The following is a 20624-nucleotide window of genomic DNA, read 5'->3' on the forward strand; positions in this document are numbered from 1 at the left end:
TGGCTGCCCGGCGGAGCCGTTACGCTGGAGGCGTGGCAGTCGTCGATGTATCCGAAGAGCTGAAGTCCCTCTCCTCGACCATGGAGTCGATCGAGGCCGTCCTGGACCTCGACAGGCTGAGGGCAGACATCGCCGTGCTCGAGGAGCAGGCGGCCGCGCCGTCCCTGTGGGACAACCCGGACGAGGCGCAGAAGATCACCAGCAAGCTCTCCCACCTCCAGGCCGAGGTCAGGAAGGCGGAGGCGCTGCGCGGCCGGATCGACGATCTCGCGGTCCTCTTCGAGATGGCCGAGGAGGAGGACGACCCGGACACCCGCGCCGAGGCCGAGTCCGAGCTGGCCTCCGTGCGCAAGGCGCTGGACGAGATGGAGGTCCGGACGCTGCTCAGCGGTGAGTACGACTCCCGTGAGGCGCTCGTCAACATCCGCGCCGAGGCCGGTGGCGTCGACGCCGCCGACTTCGCCGAGAAGCTGCAGCGCATGTACCTGCGCTGGGCCGAGCAGCACGGCTACAAGACCGAGCTCATCGAGACGTCGTACGCGGAGGAGGCCGGTATCAAGTCGACCACCTTCGCCGTGCAGGTGCCGTACGCCTACGGGACGCTCTCCGTCGAGCAGGGCACGCACCGCCTCGTGCGCATCTCGCCCTACGACAACCAGGGGCGCCGCCAGACCTCCTTCGCGGGCGTCGAGATCCTCCCCGTGGTCGAGCAGACCGACCACATCGAGATCGACGAGTCCGAGCTGCGGGTGGACGTGTACCGCTCCTCCGGCCCCGGCGGTCAGGGCGTCAACACCACCGACTCCGCGGTGCGCCTGACCCACATCCCCACCGGCATCGTGGTCTCCTGCCAGAACGAGCGGTCGCAGATCCAGAACAAGGCCACCGCGATGAACGTCCTCCAGGCCAAGCTGCTGGAGCGGCGCCGTCAGGAGGAGCAGGCCAAGATGGACGCCCTCAAGGGCGACGGCGGCAACTCCTGGGGCAACCAGATGCGTTCGTACGTGCTGCACCCGTACCAGATGGTCAAGGACCTGCGCACCGAGTTCGAAGTCGGTAACCCCGAGGCCGTGTTCAACGGCGAGATCGACGGTTTCCTGGAGGCCGGCATTCGCTGGCGCAAGCAGCAGGAGAAGTAACTTTGTCGACATGACAACTGCCGCCCAAGAGGCGGCAGTTGTCTTTTGTCTGGGTTTTACATCACACTCACAGGCTCCAAGTCCCCCCAAACGCCGCCCCGTTGGACATTGCGCGCGCAATGGCCTTGACGTTGCTTTGAAAAATGGGAAGGCTGAAGCGTGGCATGCGTATCTCTGGGGCGCATGTGAACCGGGGGAATTGGCGCACATCTCGTCACGGCTACCTCCGTCGATCACGGCAAGCCCCGCACGCCGCCTCATTGACGAACAGCTACTGGGGGTAGCAACCATATGACGAAGAAGACGCGGATCCGGGTCGCGCGGATAGCCGCCGGCGCCGTGATTGCGGCCGGCGCCTCACTGACCGCCGCGGGTGCCGCCTCGGCTCTGGACCTCGGCGTCCAGGCAGGTCCGATCACCCTGGGCGTGAGCGCGGACGGCAACGACGACGGCGGGACCACCGGGGGCTGCGACCCCGTCGGTGTCTGTGACACTACGGGCGGCAGCTCGACCGGTGGTGACGACTCCACGGGCGGCACCACCACGGGTGGCGACGACTCCACGGGCGGCACCACCACCGGCGGCGACGACTCCACCGGTGGCACCACCACCGGCGGCGACGACTCCACCGGCGGCACCGCCAGCATCGGTGGCGTCATCGGTGGTGGCGACAGCACCGGTGGTGACAGCTCGACCGGTGGTGGCAACAGCACCGGTGGTGACAGCTCGACCGGCGGTGGCAACAGCACCGGTGGTGACAGCTCGACCGGCGGTGGCAACAGCACCGGTGGCGACAGCTCGACCGGCGGTGGCAACAGCACCGGTGGCGACAGCTCGACCGGTGGCGACACCGGCGGTAACGGCAACTCCGGTGGTAACGGCAACTCGGGTGGCAACGGCAACTCGGGTGGTAACGGCAACTCGGGTGGTAACGGCAACTCGGGTGGCAACGGTTCCTCCGGTGGCAACAGCAGCACCGGTGGCAACGGCAACACCACCCCCGACGGCGGCAACAACAACGCGTCCCAGGAGGAGGGCTCCTCGGCCCTCACCGACACGGGCTCGGACACCTCGGCCCAGGGCGGCGACAAGCAGCTCGCCGAGACCGGTGCCGGGCAGACCGCGTTCCTGATCGTCGGCGCCGCGACCATGATCGCCGGTGGCGTCGGCTTCCGCATCCTGCCGCGTCTGATGAACGGCCGGGGCGGCGCCGCCGCCTGAGCGTAGCCTCACGGTCACGTGCTGTAGGTGCAGTGCAGACGGAAGGGCCCGGAGCTCGGCGCTCCGGGCCCTTCCGGTGTTCCTGAGGTCTTCTTACGCGGTCTGGTGCGCCAGCAGCGCCACCGCGGCGATCAGTACCGCGAGCAGCATGATCAGCGCCATCGGGTTCAGCCCAGCGAAGAAGCCCTCCTGCTGCTGCAGTCGCTCGCGATTGGCGCGGCACACCGGGCACCGGCCCTCACTCACAGGCGACGCACAGTTCGCGCACACCAACCGGTCGTACGTCATGCGCTCGCCCTCCTTGCACCGGCCATCACACATATAACGCACACGGGAACGAGAACGTTCCCCCTCCACTCTGCCAGGTTCCTGCGGAGCGTGCGCGGCCCGCCTGTGGAGGGGTGGATTCCGTTGTGGCGCGACTGCGGGCCGTGAGGGCCGGTCGCGCCACGCGGCCCAGCCGCACACCGCTACAGCCCGAGCCCCCCGGGTGGGAAAGCTCACGCTTGCCGAAAAGCCCCGTACAAAAACGCACAACCCTCCCCCAACCCCGCCCGGACCCTGCACCCCCGCCCCCGGTTCGCGTATGGTCACGCACATCTACCCCCGGCGACCCGTGGTGCATCCGTGATCCGATTCGACAACGTCTCCAAGGTCTACCCCAAGCAGACCCGCCCCGCGCTCAGGGATGTGTCCCTGGAAGTGGAGAAGGGCGAGTTCGTCTTCCTCGTGGGGTCCTCCGGCTCCGGAAAGTCCACCTTCCTGCGGCTCATCCTCCGCGAGGAGCGGTGCAGTCACGGGCAGGTGCACGTCCTGGGCAAGGACCTCGCGCGCGTCTCCAACTGGAAGGTGCCGCAGATCCGCCGCCAGCTCGGGACGGTGTTCCAGGACTTCCGCCTCCTGCCCAACAAGACGGTCGCGGAGAACGTGGCCTTCGCGCAGGAGGTCATCGGCAAGTCGCGCGGCGAGATCCGCAAGTCCGTGCCGCAGGTGCTCGACCTCGTCGGGCTCGGCGGCAAGGAGGAACGGATGCCGGGCGAGCTCTCCGGCGGTGAGCAGCAGCGCGTGGCCATCGCGCGGGCCTTCGTCAACCGGCCCAAGCTGCTCATCTGCGACGAGCCCACCGGCAACCTCGACCCGCAGACCTCCGTCGGCATCATGAAGCTGCTCGACCGCATCAACCGGACGGGCACCACCGTGATCATGGCGACGCACGACCAGAACATCGTGGACCAGATGCGCAAGCGCGTCATCGAGCTGGAGAAGGGCCGCCTCGTCCGCGACCAGGCCCGCGGCGTCTACGGCTACCAGCACTGACCGACGAGATCCACGGAAAGGCTTAACCAGACGCCATGCGCGCCCAGTTCGTCCTGTCGGAGATCGGTGTCGGTCTCCGCCGCAATCTGACGATGACCTTCGCCGTCATCGTCTCCGTCGCCCTGTCCCTGGCCCTCTTCGGCGGTTCGCTGCTGATGAGCGACCAGGTGAGCACCATGAAGGGCTATTGGTACGACAAGGTCAACGTCTCGATCTTCCTGTGCAACAAGAGCGACGCACAGTCGGACGTCAACTGCGCCAAGGGTGCGGTCACCGAGGACCAGAAGAAGCAGATCCTCAACGACCTGCACAAAATGCCGATCGTCGAAAAGGTCGCGTACGAGTCGCAGGACCAGGCGTACAAGCACTACAAGGAGCAGTTCGGCAACTCCCCGCTGGCCAGCTCGCTGACGCCGGACCAGATGCAGGAGTCGTACCGCATCAAGCTCAAGGACCCGCAGAAGTACCAGGTGATCGCGACCGCGTTCAACGGACGCGACGGTGTCCAGTCGGTGCAGGACCAGAAGGGCATCCTGGACAACCTCTTCCAGCTGCTGAACCTGATGAACCGGGCGGCGCTCGGCGTGATGGCGCTGATGCTGCTCGTCGCGCTGCTGCTGATCGTCAACACCGTGCGTGTCTCGGCGTTCAGCCGTAGGCGCGAGACCGGCATCATGCGCCTGGTCGGTGCCTCGGGCTTCTACATCCAGGCGCCGTTCATCATGGAGGCCGCGGTCGCCGGGCTCATCGGCGGTGGCCTCGCCTGCGTCTTCCTGGTGGTCGGGCGGTACTTCACCATCGACCACGGCATGGCGCTGTCCACCAAGCTCACGCTGATCAACTTCGTAGGCTGGGACGCGGTGTTGACCAAGCTCCCGCTGATCCTCGCCACCAGCGTCCTCATGCCGTCGATGGCGGCGTTCTTCGCGCTGCGCAAGTACCTGAAGGTGTGACGCATACCAAGAGGGCCGTACGGACATCCGACCGTACGGCCCTTCCCGTTCCCCTAGACTCACGGCCATGTCAGGCCGCGACCTGTTCTGCCAGCCCCGCCGCATCCGCCGCGGGGCCGCCCTGACATTGGTGTTCGCCGGCGTCCTCGTCGCGGGCGCCGCCACCGGCTCCTTCCCGGACACCGGCCAGGCAGTCGGCGCCGGCCGCAAGGCCGCCGAGGGTGCCGCGCACACGGATCTCGGGCACGAGGCCGTGCAGCAGGCCGCCGCAGAGGCCATGGCCGACGGCAAGTCGCCGACGGAGGCCGCCGAGCGGGCCGTCAGCCGCAGCGGAGACCGCTGGGGCGCCGTCTATTCCGAGGGCGAGTACCAGGAGTTCCAGGAAGCCCTCGAAGGCCAGTACACCGGCGTCGGCCTGTGGGCGCGGCGCGAGCGGAACGGCCGGATCGCGGTGACCCGGGTGCAGCCCGGCTCGCCCGCGGCCGACGCCGGGATCCGCAGGGGCGACCGGCTGCGCAGCGTCGACGGCGACACGGTCGACGGACGGCCGGTCACCGAGGTGGTCTCCTTACTGCGCGGCGACGCGGACGACGCGGCCGCCGGCACGAAGGTCACGCTCGGTCTGCAGCGCGGCCCGCGCGCGTGGACCGAGACCGTGCACCGGGCCCGCCTGTCCACGGACTCGGTGACCGTCCGCAGGCTGCCCGACGGAGTCACCGTCATCCAGATCGCCGCCTTCACCAAGGGCTCCGGCGCCGCCGTCCGCGCCGCCGTACGGCAGGCCCCGGCCGGCGCCGGCATCGTGCTCGACCTGCGCGGGAACTCCGGCGGCCTGGTCACCGAGGCGGTGGACACCGCCTCCGCCTTCCTCGACGGCGGCCTGGTCGCCACCTACGACGTCGACGGCGCCCAGCGCGCCCTGCACGCCGACACCGGCGGCGACACCACCCGGCCCCTGGTCGCCCTGGTCGACGGCGGCACCATGAGCGCGGCCGAGATGCTCACCGGCGCCCTCCAGGACCGGGGCCGAGCGGTCGTGATCGGTTCCCGCACCTTCGGCAAGGGCTCCATCCAGATGCCGACCGAGCTGCCCGACGGCTCGGTGGCCGAGCTGACCGTGGGCCACTATCGCACCCCCTCCGGCCACAAGGTGGACGGCCGGGGCATCACCCCGGACCTGGAGGCGGGGCCGGAGGCCCTCCAGCGGGCGGAGACGGTGCTCACCGGTCTCGGCGACCCGTCCTAGCGCTCTTAATACGCTTCCCACCCACCCCCTCCGTGGTGCGAAAATGGTCGGCACTATGAGCAAGGGAATGTACGTACCGAAGGAGTCCCAGCCCAAGCAGGGCGGTGGGGCCGCGAAGGCCAGGGACGGCGAGAAGGGCGGCAAGCGCAAGATCGTCGCCCAGAACAAGAAGGCCCGGCACGACTACGCGATCGTCGACACCTACGAGGCCGGGCTCGTGCTCACCGGGACCGAGGTGAAGTCGCTGCGTGAGGGTCGGACCTCGCTGACCGACGGCTTCGTCCAGATCGACCGGGGTGAGGCGTGGCTGCACAACGCCCACATCCCCGAGTACCACCAGGGCAGCTGGACCAACCACTCCGCGCGCCGCAAGCGCAAGCTCCTGCTGCACCGCGAGGAGATCGACAAGCTGGAGTCCAAGGCCCAGGAGACAGGTCACACCATCGTGCCGCTCGCCCTGTACTTCAAGGACGGCCGCGCGAAGGCCGAGATCGCGCTCGCACGAGGCAAGAAGGAGTACGACAAGCGGCAGACCCTGCGGGAGCAGCAGGACCGGCGTGAGTCGGACCGTGCGATCGCTGCGGCGAAGCGGAGGCAGCGCGGCGTCTAGCCGGGCCGCCGGGAATAAGCTGGCATCGGCGTGCGTCGGTCACGTACGATGGCACTGCACTCCACAGAGGGTGCGTCCCCCTCTCCGGAGGGGATTGAAAAATCAACATGGGGATGATCGGTTTCGACAGCGGCTGTCGAAGCAGGGGAAGCGTGTCGAGGAAGCGGCAATGATCTCGTAAACCATATGTCGCAAAAAATAATCGCCAACACCAAGCGCGATTCCTTCGCCCTCGCTGCCTAAGTAGCGACTTGCGAAGTGTCAGCCCGGGGCTGTTCCCGACCCGGATCCTGGCATCAGCTAGGGAACTAAACCTTGATCCCGGTCACGGGGTGAAGAGGGAAATCTAACAGTGACTGGGCCCGTCGGCGACTTGTTCGCGTGATCGCCGGGGCCGAGAAAATCACAGCGAACTGCACACGGAGAAGCCCTGATTCCGCACCGTTGGACGCGGGTTCGATTCCCGCCATCTCCACTCATCCCATGTGGGCAAAGGCCCCGCTGCCTCGGCAGCGGGGCCTTTGCCGTCGTACGGGACATACCCCCGTCATGCCCCGTACGCGCGGGCCAGTCGCGTGATGCGGGAGATCTCCGCGTCACGCTCCGCCCGGGCGGCCCTGAACTTCTTCTGCCGACCGGCGATCGCTGCGTTCTGGTACTCCGACTCGACGGCGAACCAGACGCCCACCAGGTTGGTGCTCTCCTTGCAGCCGACGTCGGCCCGGGCCTCGCCGATCTCCGTGCGGTCCGGCTCGGCCCGCTGGACCGAGGGCAGCTTCGCCCCCGCCTCCATCGGGTTCGGTTCGTCGAAGCCGTGCGTCCGCATGCAGGCCGACCAGCGGGCGAAGACCTTCCGCACCCGGGGATCGGCCAGGGAGCGGGCGAAGCTGTCGCTCTTGGTGGCCGCGACGATCCCGTCGGGTCCGGCGCCGGTGTCGAGCCGCCGGGCGGCCTCGCCCTCGCACCCTCCCGCGGGCAGCTTCCGGCCCTGGTACGTGGTCACCGGCCGGCGCTCGGCGTTCCTGGCGAACATGACCGCCTGTTGCGCGGCGGACGGCCTCAGCGCTGCGCTGTCGGCCGGCGCCGACGACTTCGTGCGCGGCAGGTGATACCCCCAGGTCGCGACGCTCGCGGGATCCGTCACGCCGTACCTGCGGTACATCACCGAGTCGGCGGCGGAGGTCATGGGCTTCGGTCCCACGGGGAAGTCGAGGCCGTACTTCTTCATGCAGTCCTCGACGATCCTGCCGTGCACCCAGCCGCGCCGCGCCGTCTGCTCGGGCGTGAGCATGTAGTCCTCGATCGGCAGGTGCAGCGTCATGACCTGCGCCGGGCCGGGCGTGGGCGTGGGAACGGGCGTGGCCGCGGCGGCCGACGGCGGGTCCTGCCGACCCGCGCAGCCCACCGCGGTGATGAGCGCGAGCAGCAGCGTCCCCGCCTTCAGGCCACGCCGGAGGGTGCGTGCGGCGATCATGTTCTCTTCCTCGTACGGATCAGACGTCGGGGCACTGGTCGTAACTGTCGTGGCCCCCGTACAGCCCGTCGATCGCGATGGACGCTTCGTTGTTCCGCAGCCTCGAGGTGAGGTTGCCGCCGCGTCCGCCCATCACGTAGTTCGAGTCGCCCACGTAGTTGGGGTAGACCCAGGTGCGCACGTCGCAGTACACGGGGTTCTCCATGGACGCGGCGTCGTTGCGGATGACGTGGCCGTCGTCGAAGTTGCCGGAGATCGTGGGGACCTGGATGCTGTAGTAGCCCTTCATGCCACCCGCGTGGTTCGGCGAGTAGTACAGGCAGAAGAAGTAGCCGTTGTCGCATCGCGAGCTCGTGCTCCACGCGCCGACGTTGGTGTCCGTCGCGCTCGCCTGCCCCGCGGACACACCCAGCGCCAGCGCGGCACCTGCCGCCGCGACGCCCGCACGCCGACCGAACTTGCTGAGAATCATGTGCTTTTCCTTCGTCGAGGGGACATCCGTTGCCGCGGCGGATTGAATTCTGCATGCCGGGCCACCTCAACGCGGCCTTGAATGGGGTGTTTTGTCGCATGCCTTGCCCGTCCCAAGCCTCTGACCTGCGGTTTGGGACGCGTCCCTGAGACGGGGCGGCCCCTCAGGGCGCGTTGCGGGGTGCGGTGCTCGCGCGGTCGCCGGTGTGACGGGCATGGCGGTCGGCGGTTCGGCGGGAAGAACGCATGCCCGTCGCCGCCGAGTTGATGAGCACGGCCGCGCCGGCCGCCGCGGCCGGGACGGCGAAGGCGAGGGCGGGGGAGAGGTGGTCCGCCGCCCAGCCGCCGGCCGCCGAACCGCACGCGATGCCGGTGAGCAGGCCGGTGACGACGAGGCTCATGCCCTCGTTGAGCCGGTCCGCCGGGGTGCGCTCCTGCACCTGGGTCATCGCGGTCACCATCGTCGGCGCGGTCGCCATGCCGGCCAGGAGCAGCGCGCCCGCCAGGACCGTGAGCGAACCCGCGGTGGTGGCCGCCAGCCAGGGCAGGGTCATCAGTCCGGCCATCGCGAGCAGGCACCGGGAGAGGCGGAGGCCGGCCGGCTTCAGCACCCCGTACAGCAGGCCCGCCGCACAGGAGCCGGCCGCCTGCAGCGCGAGGACCACGCCGGCCGCCGCGCGATGCCCCTGGGCGTCGGCGAAGGCGATCGTGACGACCTCCATCGAACCGAACACCGCGCCGGTCGCCACGAAGCAGGCCAGCAGCGGCGGCATGCCCGGGCTCCGCAGCGGCGACGGCGCCTTCGAATGGGCCTGCGGCGGCGGCTCGGTGGCCCGCTGCGCGGTGAACAGCAGCATGCCGGCCAGCAGCAGGACGGCCCCGGCGAGTGTGCCCGCCTCCGGGAAGAACGTGCCGGTCAGGAAGGACGCCAGCACCGGGCCGAGCATGAAGCACAGCTCGTCGGCCGCCTGCTCGAAGGAGTTCGCAGTGTGCAGCGCGCCGGGGTCGTCGCGCAGCAGATGGGCCCAGCGGGCGCGGGACAGGCCGCCGATGTTCGGGGTGGCCGCGGTGGCGGCGTACGCGGCGAACAGGGTCCAGTCGGGGGCGTCGTAGCGCGCGCACAGCAGCAGCGCGAGGCTGCCGAGCACGGCCGTGAGCGTGGCCGGTACGGCGACCCGGGCCTGCCCGTGCCGGTCGACGAGCCGGGCGATCCAGGGCCCGGCCAGCCCGGTCGCCGCGAGCCCGGTGGCCGTGACGGCACCGGCGAGGGCGTACGAGCCCCGGGACCCGGCGATCATCACGACCGCGCTCACGCCGAACATACCCATGGGGAGGCGGGCGATCAGGTTGCCGGCGGTGAAGGCGCGGGCGCCGGGGAGGGAGAAGAGGCGGCGGTATCCGGTGGGTTGTGCTGGTCTGCTGAGTATTCGGGTGTCTTCGGCGGTCCGGTGCGGCATGGCTCTACGTTCGCCCGGAGTGGATCACCGGGTCCAACACCTTGTCGGTGCCGATTCACGCACCCGCGTTGTAAATTGCCCGCCATGCCCGCCACACCCGCCGCCATAGAGCCCCGCCTGCTGCGCGCCTTCCTCGCCGTCGCCGAAGAACTGCACTTCACCCGTGCCGCGGCCCGCCTGTACGTGGCCCAACAGGCGCTCAGCCGGGATGTGCGGCGACTGGAGCGGGAGTTGGGTGCCGAGCTGTTCGTGCGGACCACCCGGCAGGTGACGCTGACCGCGGACGGCGAGCGGCTGCTGCCGCACGCCCGACGGGTCCTCGCCGCCCAGGACGACCTGCTCGCCGCCTTCGGTCAGGCCCGGCCGCTGCTGGTCGACCTCAACTCCGCGGGCCTGGCCACCGGCCGCCGCGTGCTGCACCGGGCCCGGGAACTCGCCCCCGACTGCGAGCTGATGGCCCGCTACGAGAGCGGCCTCACCGGAGCTGCGGCCGAACTGCTCGCCGGCCGTCTCGACGCCTCCTTCGGGCGCTTCGCCGGCCTGGACCCGGCCCTGCGCTCCGGTCTTGAGCAGCAGCCCGTGCGCTACGAGCCGATGGCCGTGGTGCTGCCCGAGGACCACCCGCTGGCCGGGCGGCCGGCGGTGCCGCTGGCGGCGCTGGCCGGGGAGACGGTGTACGCCGGTGCCGGGAACCCGCGCACCCGGGAGTGGACCGACCTGGCCCTTCGCCTCTTCGAGGGGCGCGGCATCCGGCTGGCGCCCCCTCTTCCGCTGGCGGTCGGGGACGAGGAGTTCGAGCGGATCATGTCCAAGACCCGCAACCCGATTCTGGCCGTCGTGGACTTCCCGGTCATGCCCCGCACGGTGCTGCGGCCGCTCGTCGACCCCGTTCCGCTGTCGCCCGTCTCGCTCGTCTGGCGCAGAGGGCTGGTCCATCCCGCGCTGGATGCGCTCCGCAGGGCCGCGGCCGAGATCGCGAAGGCCGAGGGCTGGCTGCGACAGCCCGCCGACCGATGGATTCCGGCCAGCGATGGCGATGTGATGAACGTCCACAACTGACGCGCGGCGAACTCCGATACTCCGCGTGCGCTACATTCATGGCCTGAGCACAGGTGTGGTAACGGGGGCGCTCGGGCCGGGTGGGGGCCTGGTCCGGTCGACGGGTGCTCGGAGTCGTGCGCGCACCCAGAACTGTCCCGTGGGGGGGATGTGCGCGCGTGAAAAAGTGGCGAGAAGACGCCCAACCGGAAGGGTCCGACTTCGCATCCGCGAGTCCGGCTCTGCCGGCGCCGGAGGGTGAGCGACAGACGACCGCGGAGGCCGAGATACCCCAGGGCGGTCGCGCCGCCCTGACCAAGCCCGACGAAGCAGCCGAGTCCGCTGCGTCGGCCGAGCCCACCGCGCAGGCCGAGCCCGACGAGACGGCCGCACTGCCCCCGACGCCGGCCGACGCCACCGCGCCAGCCGAGTCCGCTGCGCTGGCCGAGTCCGCTGCGTCGGCCGAGCCCACCGCGCAGGCCGAGCCCGACGAGACGGCCGCACTGCCCTCGACGCCGGCCGACGCCACTGCACCGGCCGAGTCCGCTGCGCTGGCCGAGTCCACCGCGCCGGCCGAGTCCACCGCGTCGGCCGAGTCCACCGCGTCGGCCGAGTCCACCGCGTCGGCCGACGCCACCACGTCGGCCGAGCCCACCCATGACCCGCACGAGGTGACCGTCCAGCTGGACGGTGTCCAACTCGGTGACGTACGGGTGCGGTCGGCTGCGGGTGAGCCGCGCGACGTCGGCCGCGACGGCTCCGACGGGCCGGTCTTCGTGGACGAGTCCGGTCGTCGCAGCCGCCGTTTCCGTCGCGTCGGCGTACTCGTCGCCGTCGCCTGTGCCGGATACGCCGCCGTCATCGTCGCCACCCTGCTGTCCGGCAGCTCCGACGCGCCGTGGCTCCCCGTGCCCGGCCAGGACGCCGACCGGCCGGCCGGCCAGGTGCACACCTCGCCGCTGCCCAGCGCCTCCAAGGCCGCGCCCCCCTCGGCGACCGAGCGGGTGACCGGGCCGGCCGGGCCCCCCACGGCGAGCGCCACCGCCGTCCCGGACGCCGGTGCGCCCAGCGCTCCCGCCGCGGTCGGGCCGACGGCCGGCACCTCCTCCGCCTCCGCCTCCGGCACGGCCGGCGGCACCAAGAACTCCCCGTCCGCGTCGGCCTCCTCCGCCGCCGCTTCCCCGGACCCGTCCCCCTCCGGCAGCAGCACCTCCTCCGCCCCCTCGCCGTCGCCCTCGGACAGCACCCGCACCCCCGGCGGCGGGCACCGGCACCCACGTCCCACGTTCACACTCTGACCAGGGGAAACACCCTCTGATGGCTTCACCCTTCCGCCGCCGTACGTCCCCGACGGCCCGGCGCCCCCGACTGCCGCTGCGCCATCTGCTGGCGATCCTGGTCCTCTGCGCGACCCTGGCGATGCTCATGCTGCGCGGATACGTGCACAACGAGATCCTCGCGGACCACCGGGTGCGGCCCGAGGCCGCGAGCAACAAGGTGCCGGAGAAGATCCTCGACGGCGGCCCGGTCATCGACACCCGGGGCGGCCGCGTCGACAGCCTGCGGGTGCCGGACCACCGCATCGTCCTCACCTTCGACGACGGTCCCGACCCGACCTGGACGCCGAAGGTCCTCGACATCCTGAAGAAGCACCACGCGCACGCCGTCTTCTTCGTCACCGGCGCCATGAGCTCGCGCCACCCGGACCTCGTCCGGCGCATGGTGGACGAGGGCCACGAGGTCGGCGTGCACACCTTCGGCCACCCCGATCTCTCGTACCACTCCACGGAGCGCATCGACTGGGAGCTGTCCCAGAGCCAGCTGGCGCTCGCCGGAGCGGCCGGCATCCGCAGCTCGCTGTTCCGGCCGCCGTACTCCTCCTTCGCCGACGCCATGGACGACAGGTCCTGGCCGGTGACCGAGTACGTCGGCAGTCGCGGCTATCTCACGGTCGTCAACGACACCGACAGCGAGGACTGGCGCAGGCCCGGCGTCGAGGAGATCATCCGCAGGGCCACGCCCCGGCGCGGCAAGGGCGCGGTCGTCCTCATGCACGACTCGGGCGGCGACCGCCACCAGACCGTCCAGGCACTCGACCGGTTCCTGCCCCGGCTGCAGCAGCGGGGCTACGCGTTCCAGACCCTCACCGAGGCCCTGAAGGCACCGAGCGCGGACACCCCGGTCACCGGCCTCGACCTGTGGAAGGGGAAGGCCTGGGTCCTCCTGGTGAAGGCGTCGGACGGCATCACCGGGTTCCTCGTCGTCGGCCTCGCGGTCATCGGCTTCCTCGTGTTCGCGCGCTTCGGCCTGATGCTGCTCCTGTCCGCCGTACACGCGCGCCGCACCCGGCGCCGTGGCTTCCGCTGGGGCGAACGGCCGGTCACCGAGCCCGTGTCGGTGCTGGTCCCGGCCTACAACGAGGCCAAGTGCATCGAGAACACCGTCCGTTCGCTGGCGCGCAGCGAGCATCCGATCGAGGTCCTCGTCGTCGACGACGGCTCCACGGACGGCACCGCCCGCATCGTGGAGGGGCTGGAGCTGCCCGACGTCCGGGTGATCCGGCAGCACAACGCGGGCAAGCCGACCGCCCTCAACCGCGGCCTGGCGAACGCCCGGCACGACCTTATCGTGATGATGGACGGCGACACGGTCTTCGAGCCGGCCACGGTGCGCGAACTGGTGCAGCCCTTCGCCGACCCGCAGGTCGGCGCCGTCGCCGGCAACGCCAAGGTCGGCAACAAGGACACGCTCATCGGCGCCTGGCAGCACATCGAGTACGTGATGGGCTTCAACCTCGACCGCCGCATGTACGACGTGCTGCGGTGCATGCCGACCATCCCCGGCGCGGTGGGGGCCTTCCGGCGCTCGGCGCTGGAGCGGGTCGGCGGCATGAGCGACGACACGCTCGCCGAGGACACCGACGTCACGATGGCCCTCCACCGCGACGGCTGGCGGGTGGTGTACGCGGAGAAGGCCCGCGCCTGGACCGAGGCGCCGGAGTCCGTCCAGCAGCTGTGGTCCCAGCGCTACCGCTGGTCGTACGGCACCATGCAGGCGATCTGGAAGCACCGGCGCGCCCTCCTCGAGCGCGGCCCCTCCGGCCGGTTCGGCCGCGTGGGTCTGCCGCTGGTGTCCCTCTTCATGGTCGTCGCGCCGCTGCTGGCCCCGCTGATCGACCTCTTCCTCGTCTACGGGCTGGTGTTCGGCCCCACCGAGAAGACGATCGCGGCCTGGTTCGGCGTCCTCGCCGTCCAGGCGGCCTGCGCGGCCTACGCGTTCCTGCTGGACCGCGAGCCCCTGACCCCGCTGATCTCGCTGCCCCTGCAGCAGATCCTCTACCGCCAGCTCATGTACGTCGTGCTGCTCCAGTCCTGGATCACGGCCCTCACCGGCGGCCGGCTGCGCTGGCAGAAGCTGCGCCGTACGGGCGGCATCGCGGCTCCCCCGAACCAGTCCGCCCGGCCGCGGCCCGTCATGAACGGGAGGCCGGCCGGATGACCACCCCACCCGCACCCACGCACACCCAGGAAGCCCGGCACGTGAGCGTTCCCACCCTGCCGTCCGGCACGGACGAGCCCACTCTGCCGCCGCGGCCGGAGCAGCAGGGGCGCACATCCGGGCGTGACCGGTACTTCGACCTGCTGAGGGCGGTCGCCCTCTTCCGTGTCGTCTTCTACCACCTGATGGGCTGGGCCTGGCTGCCCGTCGTCTTCCCCTCCATGGGGGTGATGTTCGCGCTGGCGGGCAACCTCATGGCCCGCTCGCTCAAGCGCCCGCCGCTGCAGGTCGTCCGCAGCCGCCTGCGCCGACTGCTGCCTCCGCTGTGGCTGCTCGGTGCCATCGGGGTGACCGGCATGGTGCTGCAGGGCTGGAGCCCGGGCGACGACGGCCACCCCGGCTGGTGGTGGCTCCACCTCGGCTTCTGGATCCTGCCGCTGAGCGACCCGCCCTACGCCGAGGGCCTGCGCGGCATCCACGGCGTCCTCGGGGCGGACTGGGGAGCGGAACTGGCCGGACCGCTCTGGTACATCCGCGCCTACCTCTGGTACGTGCTGCTCTCCCCGTTCCTGCTCAAGGCACTGCGGGCGCTGCCCTGGGCGACGATCCTGTCGCCGATCGCGCTCTCGGCCGCCTTCGAGTTCGGCTACCTCACCCTGCCCGGGGAGCGCATTCCCTCCGCCCTCACCGACTACAGCACCTTCGGCGCCTGCTGGATCCTCGGCATGGCGCACCAGGAAGGCGTCCTGCAGCGCATCCCCCGCTACGTCGTGCCCTCGGTGGCCCCGGCCGTCGCCGCGGTGGGCCTCTGGTACGCCCTGACACACGGCTTCGGACCGGGTCACGACCTGGACGACATCCCCTTCGCCCAGTCCCTCTGGTCCTTCGCGACCGTGCTGCTGCTCCTCCACGTCAGCCCTTCCTGGACCGAGTGGCCCCGGTGGCTGCGCCCCTTCGACCGGTTCGTCACCCTGCTCAACTCCCGCGCGGTGACGATCTATCTCTGGCACAACCTCTGCATCCTCGTCGCGGCCACCCTGTGGGACCAGTTGTGGCAGGTCGACGTGATGTACCTGCACTTCTCCTGGCTGCTGGAGAGCTCCTGGCCGGTCCTCGCGATCACCTGGGTGTTCATCGGCAGCTGCATCGTCTGGTTCGGCTGGGTCGAGGACATCGCGGCGAAGCGCAGCCCACGGCTGTGGCCGGACGGGGTCGACCGACCCCCCGTTTCTTCCCTCACCGACGGCTCTCTTCGCGAGTGAGAGCAACGTTCCCTTCCGGTCACCCACAGCCACAGGCAGGAAACGCGCCCTCCCTACCTTCGGGACTCATCACCGCTCAGCACCCCGAACCGCCGAGCCCCGGAGCACCGTGGAGGCGTCATGACAGCCCCGAGTACAGCCCCCGCCCCGAGCAGCAGCAGGGGAGGCCGCTGGATCGAGAACTGGGATCCGGAGGACGAGGCCTTCTGGAACGCGACCGGCGAGAAGGTCGCCCGCCGGAACCTGATCTTCTCCGTCCTCTCCGAGCACATCGGATTCTCGATCTGGACCATGTGGTCCGTGCTGGTGCTCTTCATGGGCCCGGAGTACGGGCTGACCCCGGCGGACAAGTTCCTGCTGACCTCGATGGTCACGCTGGTCGGCGCCGTCGTCCGCGTCCCCTACACCTTCGCCGTCGCGATCTTCGGCGGCCGGAACTGGACGATCATCTCCGCCGGTCTGCTGCTCGTGCCGACCGTCGCCGCGTTCACCGTGATGAAGCCGGGGACGTCCTTCGACACCTTCCTCCTGGTCGGCCTGCTCGCGGGCATCGGCGGCGGTAACTTCGCTTCCTCCATGACCAACATCAACGCCTTCTTCCCCCTCAGGAAGAAGGGGTGGGCGCTCGGGCTGAACGCCGGTGGCGGCAACATCGGCGTGCCGGTCATCCAGCTGGTCACTCTCGCCATCATCGGGGCCAGCGGCGGTCCGCGTGTGCTGCTGGGCATCTACATCCCGCTGATCCTGGTCGCCGCCGTCCTCGCCGCCCTCTTCATGGACAACCTCTCCTCCGTGAAGAACGACACCGGCGCCGCCAAGGACGCCGCCAAGGACGCCCACACCTGGATCATGTCCTTCCTCTACGTCGGCACCTTCGGGTCGTTCATCGGCTACGCCTTCGCCTTCGGACAGGTGCTGCAGGTCCAGTTCGGGCGTACGCCGCTGCAGGCCGCGTACCTCACCTTCATCGGCCCGCTCCTCGGCTCCCTCATCCGGCCCGTGGGCGGCTGGCTCGCCGACCGGTACGGCGGCGCGAAGATCACCCTCTGGAACTACGTGGGCATGGCCGCCGCGACCGCCGTGCTCGTCGTCGCCAGCATGCAGAAGTCGCTGCCGCTGTTCGTGTCGGTCTTCGTGGTGCTGTTCGTGCTGAGCGGCCTCGGGAACGGGTCGACGTACAAGATGATCCCGGGGATCTTCCAGGCCAAGGCTGTCGCCAAGGGGCTCCAGGGCGAGGAGGCGGCCGCCTACGGCCGGCGCCTGTCCGGTGCCTCCATGGGACTCATCGGGGCCGTCGGCGCGCTCGGCGGTGTGGGCATCAACCTCGCCTTCCGCCAGTCCTATCTCTCCTACGGCTCCGGCACCGGCGCGTTCGTCGCCTTCCTCGCCTTCTACGGCCTCTGCTTCGTGGTCACCTGGGCCGTATACCTTCGCCGCCCCGGCCAGGCTCCCGCCGCGGCCGCCGCTTCCGAGGCGAAGCCGCAGCTCAGCTACGCCGAGGTGTGACGTAACACCGGCGACATCGAGCCGAACCGAGCCTGTCACGAGCCGTTGACAGGCTCGTTCGGCATGCGGGCCAGGTAGGAGAGCCATGTACGACGAACAGCAGCAGGCCGGACAGACGGAACACGGGCCCCTCGCGGGCTTCACGGTAGGCGTGACCGCCGCGCGCCGTGCCGACGAGCTGGGCGCGCTGCTCCAGCGGCGCGGAGCCGCCGTCCTGCACGCGCCCACCCTGCGCATAGTGCCCCTTGCCGACGACGGCGAACTGCTCGCCGCCACCAAGGAGATCATCGACCAGTCGCCGGACGTGGTGGTGGCGACCACCGCCATCGGGTTCCGGGGCTGGGTCGAGGCCGCCGACGGCTGGGGGCTCGGGGAGCAGCTGCTGGAGCGGCTGCGCGGGGTGGAGCTGCTGGCCCGCGGGCCCAAGGTGAAGGGGGCCATCCGGGCCGCCGGGCTCACCGAGGAGTGGTCGCCGTCCAGCGAGTCCATGGCCGAGGTGCTCGACCGGCTGCTGGAGGAGGGCGTCGACGGGCGCCGGGTCGCCGTGCAGCTGCACGGGGAGCCGCTGCCCGGGTTCGTCGAGGCGCTGCGGGCCGGGGGAGCGGAGGTGCTTCCGGTGCCGGTGTACCGCTGGATGCCGCCGGAGGACATCGGCCCCGTCGACCGGCTGCTGGACGCCGTCGTCTCGCGCGGGGTGGACGCGCTCACCTTCACCAGCGCGCCGGCCGCCGCGTCCCTGCTGTCGCGGGCCGAGGAGCGGGGGCTGCGCGCCGAGCTCCTGGCCGCGCTGAGCCATGACGTCCTGCCCGCCTGCGTCGGCCCCGTCACCGCGCTGCCGCTGCAGGCCCTGGGCGTGGACACCGTACAGCCGGAGCGGTTCCGGCTCGGACCGCTCGTCCAGCTGCTCTGCCAGGAACTGCCCGGGCGGGCACGGTCCTTGCCGATCGCCGGGCATCGGGTGGAGATCCGGGGCCACGCGGTGCTGGTGGACGGCGACCTGAAGCCGGTGCCGCCGGCGGGCATGTCCCTGCTGCGGGCGCTGTCCCGGCGACCGGGCTGGGTGGTGGCCCGCGCCGAGCTGCTGCGCGCGCTGCCGGGCGCCGGCCGCGACGAGCACGCGGTGGAGACGGCGATGGCCCGGCTGCGTACGGCACTCGGGGCGCCGAAGCTGATCCAGACCGTGGTGAAGCGGGGGTACCGGCTGGCGCTGGATCCGGCGGCGGACGCGAAGTACGCGGACGCCTGAGAGACGGCTCGGTGCGGTGGTCGCCGTTGCGCCGGGCGGAGCGGGGGCTTCTTCGCACACCCCCTCCACGCCCACGCTCGCACGGGGTCGGCCTCACGACGCCGCACGCGATCCCGGTGCACTGCGACGGGGGGTGAGCGGCGCGGACGGCTGCGATGCCTCGCTCGGGTTCTGCCTGGAGCGCCCGTGCACCAGCAGTGCCCGCGTCAGGAGTGCCACCGCCGCCGTCGACCCCACCGCCCGGGCCACGTTCCACGCCACCCACGGTCCTTCGAAGTGTTCGCGGAGGGCGGCCGGATCCCCCTTCGCCGCAAGGGCGTTGTTCAGGGGGATGTTGAAGGCCACCGTGATGAAGAAGACCAGGGCGTAGGCCGCCAGGGCCGCCCAGGTCCAGCGGGCGGCGGGGGTGGCGCGGAGTTGCCACGCCGACCAACCCGTCAGTGCCAGCGCCCCCATGAAGCTCAGGAAGAACACCGGGTTCTGGATCACGTCGTTGATGTTGCGCATGACCTCGATGTACGTGCGGTCGTCGCTGCGCGCCAGGGCCGGCATGACCGCGCAGGCGAAGATGTAGAAGACCCCGGCGATCAGGCCCATCGCGACCGTGGCCGCGCTCAGGACGACTTTGCTGGTTCGTGCTTCCCTCGTATGCGTCATGCCTTCCAGCCAACCGGAGCGGCCCCGGCCCCGGACATGGCCGAAGCGCGCACCCGCATACGCGGGCGTCCAGCTACGCCGACGCCTGCACGGCCGTACGCCGTTCTGGGTACCGCTCACCGGCAACGGGCCCGGCGGTGCAGGCAGGTCCCGCGGCAGAGGGCGCTCGGCTCACGCCGTGCGACCACGCGTGCTCCGGGTTGCCGGGCGTGCGCTCTGCCGGAGGTTTTCGGCCGGGCGTCAGGCTGACGCCGGACTGTGGTGGGCAGGAGCCGCACCCGGAGACGGCGCGGCGAGCACTCGGGGGGACGAGGATGACACGCTGGCAGCCCCTGCCGGATTCGCTGCCGCGAGAGGCACGGCACCTGGTCGAGCAGATGCGCGTCCTGAAGGGCCGTACCGGCCTCAGCCTTGCCGAACTGGCCCGGCGCACCGCGTACAGCAAGTCGTCCTGGCAGCGGTATCTGAGCGGGGCCAAACTGCCGCCGCGGGGAGCGGCGTCGGTGCTCGGCCGGCTGGCCGGAGCGGACCAGGCACGGCTGCTGGCGCTGTGGGAGCTGGCCGAACAGGCATGGCGGCCCGGCGGGTGGGAGCCCGCCGGGCCGCTGGAGGATGTCGCCGCAGCCGATGCCGTGGGCGACGCCGAGGCCGGGCCGGAGCCGGCCGGCGGAGCGCACGGGCGGTGGCGGACGGCGGCGCTGGCCGCGTTCGCCGTCATCGTGCTGCTGGTCGCGGGGCTGCTGTGGGCGCTGCCCCGCAGGGCGGGCGACCGAACGGCCACCCGCCCCCGGGGTGTTCTCAGCCGAGCTGGTCGTAGTAGGCGAGCTTCCAGGGGCCGGCGCCCTTGATCCGCACCCGGTACTTGCCGCTGACGCGCTTGAGGGTGACGTTCCGTGCGTCACCGATGTACGTCACGGTGCCGCCCGAGGCCGGGCCGGTGAGCCAGCGCTGGGCGAACTCCCAGCTCGGGCCGGTGACGACGCCGTCGTTCTCCGTGATGTTGTAGTGCTCCTGCCACCACTGGGTGGCCGACTCGGTCTCGGGGCCGAAGGTGCCGTCGATCTGGTTCTTCTTGAAGGTGTGGGTGTCGCCGTCCTCGTCCTGCCACTGGGCGCCGTCCGCGTACAGGACGGTCTGCCAGAGGGCCGTGGCGTTGCTCTCCGCGTAGTTGTCGACGCCGAGGTCCTCCTCGTCCTGGAAGTCGTCGGTGACTCCGCCGTTGCCGTCGATGCCGTGGTACGAGGCGGCACTCGCGCTGGGTGCCAGGGCGATACCGGTCGCTCCGGCGCCCAGCAGCGCGGCCGTCGCCATCGCGACGACCCGGGTGCGCATGCTCATGAACGTTTCCTTTCTGAACCGCCGTCCCCCGTGGTTCCCCCTGGGGCGGCTCCGGTGCTTTCGCAGGACACAGCGTCATGGCCGTGGGCAGGGGCCACGAGCCCTGTCCGGGTTTCTGGACCGGAAGGGGCCGACCCGTGCTCCGGGCTCCGGCATCCCCGCCGGGGACGGGTCGGGCGGGGAACGCCGTG

At 70.8% G+C, this 20624-nt stretch carries 19 protein-coding genes and 1 other RNA gene; 14 read left to right on the top strand and 6 right to left on the bottom strand.

Features of this window, described 5'->3' with window-relative positions:
• The first annotated feature begins 32 nt into the window (after positions 1–32).
• Positions 33–1139: a peptide chain release factor 2 gene (gene prfB / locus ACIRVH_RS36645; RefSeq protein WP_403962819.1), complete on the top strand. Its 1107-nt coding sequence runs from the start codon at positions 33–35 to the stop codon at positions 1137–1139.
• A 291-nt stretch (positions 1140–1430) separates the two neighbouring features.
• Positions 1431–2360 carry a hypothetical protein gene (locus tag ACIRVH_RS36650; RefSeq protein ID WP_403962822.1) on the top strand — a complete coding sequence of 310 codons (930 nt, stop codon included), beginning with the start codon at positions 1431–1433 and terminating at the stop codon, positions 2358–2360.
• Positions 2361–2453: 93 nt separating this feature from the next.
• On the opposite strand, the gene ACIRVH_RS36655 is transcribed toward ACIRVH_RS36650, so the two are convergent.
• Positions 2454–2648 carry a hypothetical protein gene (locus ACIRVH_RS36655; protein ID WP_145882578.1) on the bottom strand — a complete coding sequence of 65 codons (195 nt, stop codon included), beginning with the start codon at positions 2646–2648 and terminating at the stop codon, positions 2454–2456.
• Between the two features lie 339 nt (positions 2649–2987).
• On the opposite strand from ACIRVH_RS36655, the gene ftsE reads away from it, so the two are divergent.
• The 5 genes from ftsE (at position 2988) to ssrA (ending at position 6964) form a co-directional block, all read left to right on the top strand.
• Positions 2988–3677: a cell division ATP-binding protein FtsE gene (ftsE, locus tag ACIRVH_RS36660; protein ID WP_386581035.1), complete on the top strand. Its 690-nt coding sequence runs from the start codon at positions 2988–2990 to the stop codon at positions 3675–3677.
• A gap of 35 nt (positions 3678–3712) precedes the next feature.
• The gene (gene ftsX / locus ACIRVH_RS36665) at positions 3713–4630 is read left to right on the top strand and encodes a permease-like cell division protein FtsX (RefSeq protein ID WP_403962825.1); all 918 of its coding nucleotides are present in this window, start codon (positions 3713–3715) and stop codon (positions 4628–4630) included.
• Between the two features lie 67 nt (positions 4631–4697).
• Entirely contained in the window at positions 4698–5876 is a 1179-nt protein-coding gene (locus ACIRVH_RS36670) for a S41 family peptidase (RefSeq protein WP_403962828.1), read from the top strand.
• Positions 5877–5943: 67 nt separating this feature from the next.
• Positions 5944–6486, top strand: coding sequence for an SsrA-binding protein SmpB (gene smpB, locus ACIRVH_RS36675; RefSeq protein ID WP_403963071.1), 543 nt, complete (start codon positions 5944–5946; stop codon positions 6484–6486).
• 109 nt (positions 6487–6595) lie between these two features.
• Positions 6596–6964, top strand: a transfer-messenger RNA (tmRNA) gene (ssrA, locus tag ACIRVH_RS36680).
• Between the two features lie 69 nt (positions 6965–7033).
• Here the strand turns inward: ssrA and ACIRVH_RS36685 are convergent.
• From ACIRVH_RS36685 to ACIRVH_RS36695, 3 genes are all read right to left on the bottom strand, one after another.
• Positions 7034–7960 (bottom strand): hypothetical protein, encoded by a 927-nt coding sequence (locus tag ACIRVH_RS36685; protein WP_403962831.1) that lies wholly within the window; start codon positions 7958–7960, stop codon positions 7034–7036.
• Between the two features lie 19 nt (positions 7961–7979).
• Positions 7980–8432 (bottom strand): hypothetical protein, encoded by a 453-nt coding sequence (locus ACIRVH_RS36690; RefSeq protein ID WP_403962833.1) that lies wholly within the window; start codon positions 8430–8432, stop codon positions 7980–7982.
• A 163-nt stretch (positions 8433–8595) separates the two neighbouring features.
• Positions 8596–9888 (bottom strand): MFS transporter, encoded by a 1293-nt coding sequence (locus ACIRVH_RS36695; RefSeq protein ID WP_403962836.1) that lies wholly within the window; start codon positions 9886–9888, stop codon positions 8596–8598.
• A gap of 84 nt (positions 9889–9972) precedes the next feature.
• On the opposite strand from ACIRVH_RS36695, the gene ACIRVH_RS36700 reads away from it, so the two are divergent.
• The 6 genes from ACIRVH_RS36700 (at position 9973) to ACIRVH_RS36725 (ending at position 18438) form a co-directional block, all read left to right on the top strand.
• Positions 9973–10947, top strand: a complete 975-nt coding sequence (locus ACIRVH_RS36700) for a LysR family transcriptional regulator (protein ID WP_403962839.1) — start codon at positions 9973–9975, stop codon at positions 10945–10947.
• Positions 10948–11105: 158 nt separating this feature from the next.
• Positions 11106–12224, top strand: a complete 1119-nt coding sequence (locus ACIRVH_RS36705) for a hypothetical protein (protein ID WP_403962842.1) — start codon at positions 11106–11108, stop codon at positions 12222–12224.
• 19 nt (positions 12225–12243) lie between these two features.
• Positions 12244–14424, top strand: a complete 2181-nt coding sequence (locus ACIRVH_RS36710; protein ID WP_403962844.1) for a glycosyltransferase — start codon at positions 12244–12246, stop codon at positions 14422–14424.
• Complete coding sequence (locus tag ACIRVH_RS36715) at positions 14421–15686, top strand: acyltransferase (RefSeq protein WP_403962847.1); 1266 nt, start codon at positions 14421–14423, stop codon at positions 15684–15686. Before ACIRVH_RS36710 ends, ACIRVH_RS36715 begins: the two co-directional genes overlap by 4 nt.
• A gap of 120 nt (positions 15687–15806) precedes the next feature.
• Positions 15807–17192, top strand: a complete 1386-nt coding sequence (locus ACIRVH_RS36720; RefSeq protein WP_403962850.1) for a nitrate/nitrite transporter — start codon at positions 15807–15809, stop codon at positions 17190–17192.
• Positions 17193–17277: 85 nt separating this feature from the next.
• Positions 17278–18438, top strand: a complete 1161-nt coding sequence (locus ACIRVH_RS36725) for a uroporphyrinogen-III synthase (RefSeq protein ID WP_403962853.1) — start codon at positions 17278–17280, stop codon at positions 18436–18438.
• Positions 18439–18531: 93 nt separating this feature from the next.
• Here ACIRVH_RS36725 and ACIRVH_RS36730 read toward each other — a convergent pair whose 3' ends face one another.
• Complete coding sequence (locus ACIRVH_RS36730; RefSeq protein ID WP_403962856.1) at positions 18532–19095, bottom strand: DUF1772 domain-containing protein; 564 nt, start codon at positions 19093–19095, stop codon at positions 18532–18534.
• 314 nt (positions 19096–19409) lie between these two features.
• On the opposite strand from ACIRVH_RS36730, the gene ACIRVH_RS36735 reads away from it, so the two are divergent.
• On the top strand, positions 19410–19943 hold the full coding sequence (locus ACIRVH_RS36735; protein WP_403962858.1) for a helix-turn-helix domain-containing protein: 534 nt from the start codon (positions 19410–19412) through the stop codon (positions 19941–19943).
• Here the strand turns inward: ACIRVH_RS36735 and ACIRVH_RS36740 are convergent.
• Positions 19894–20433, bottom strand: a complete 540-nt coding sequence (locus tag ACIRVH_RS36740; RefSeq protein WP_403962860.1) for a peptidoglycan-binding protein — start codon at positions 20431–20433, stop codon at positions 19894–19896. The genes ACIRVH_RS36735 and ACIRVH_RS36740 overlap by 50 nt on opposite strands.
• Positions 20434–20624 lie beyond the last annotated feature (191 nt).

Source organism: Streptomyces sp. NPDC101165, assembly GCF_044768135.1.
In the GTDB taxonomy this organism is placed as follows: domain Bacteria; phylum Actinomycetota; class Actinomycetes; order Streptomycetales; family Streptomycetaceae; genus Streptomyces.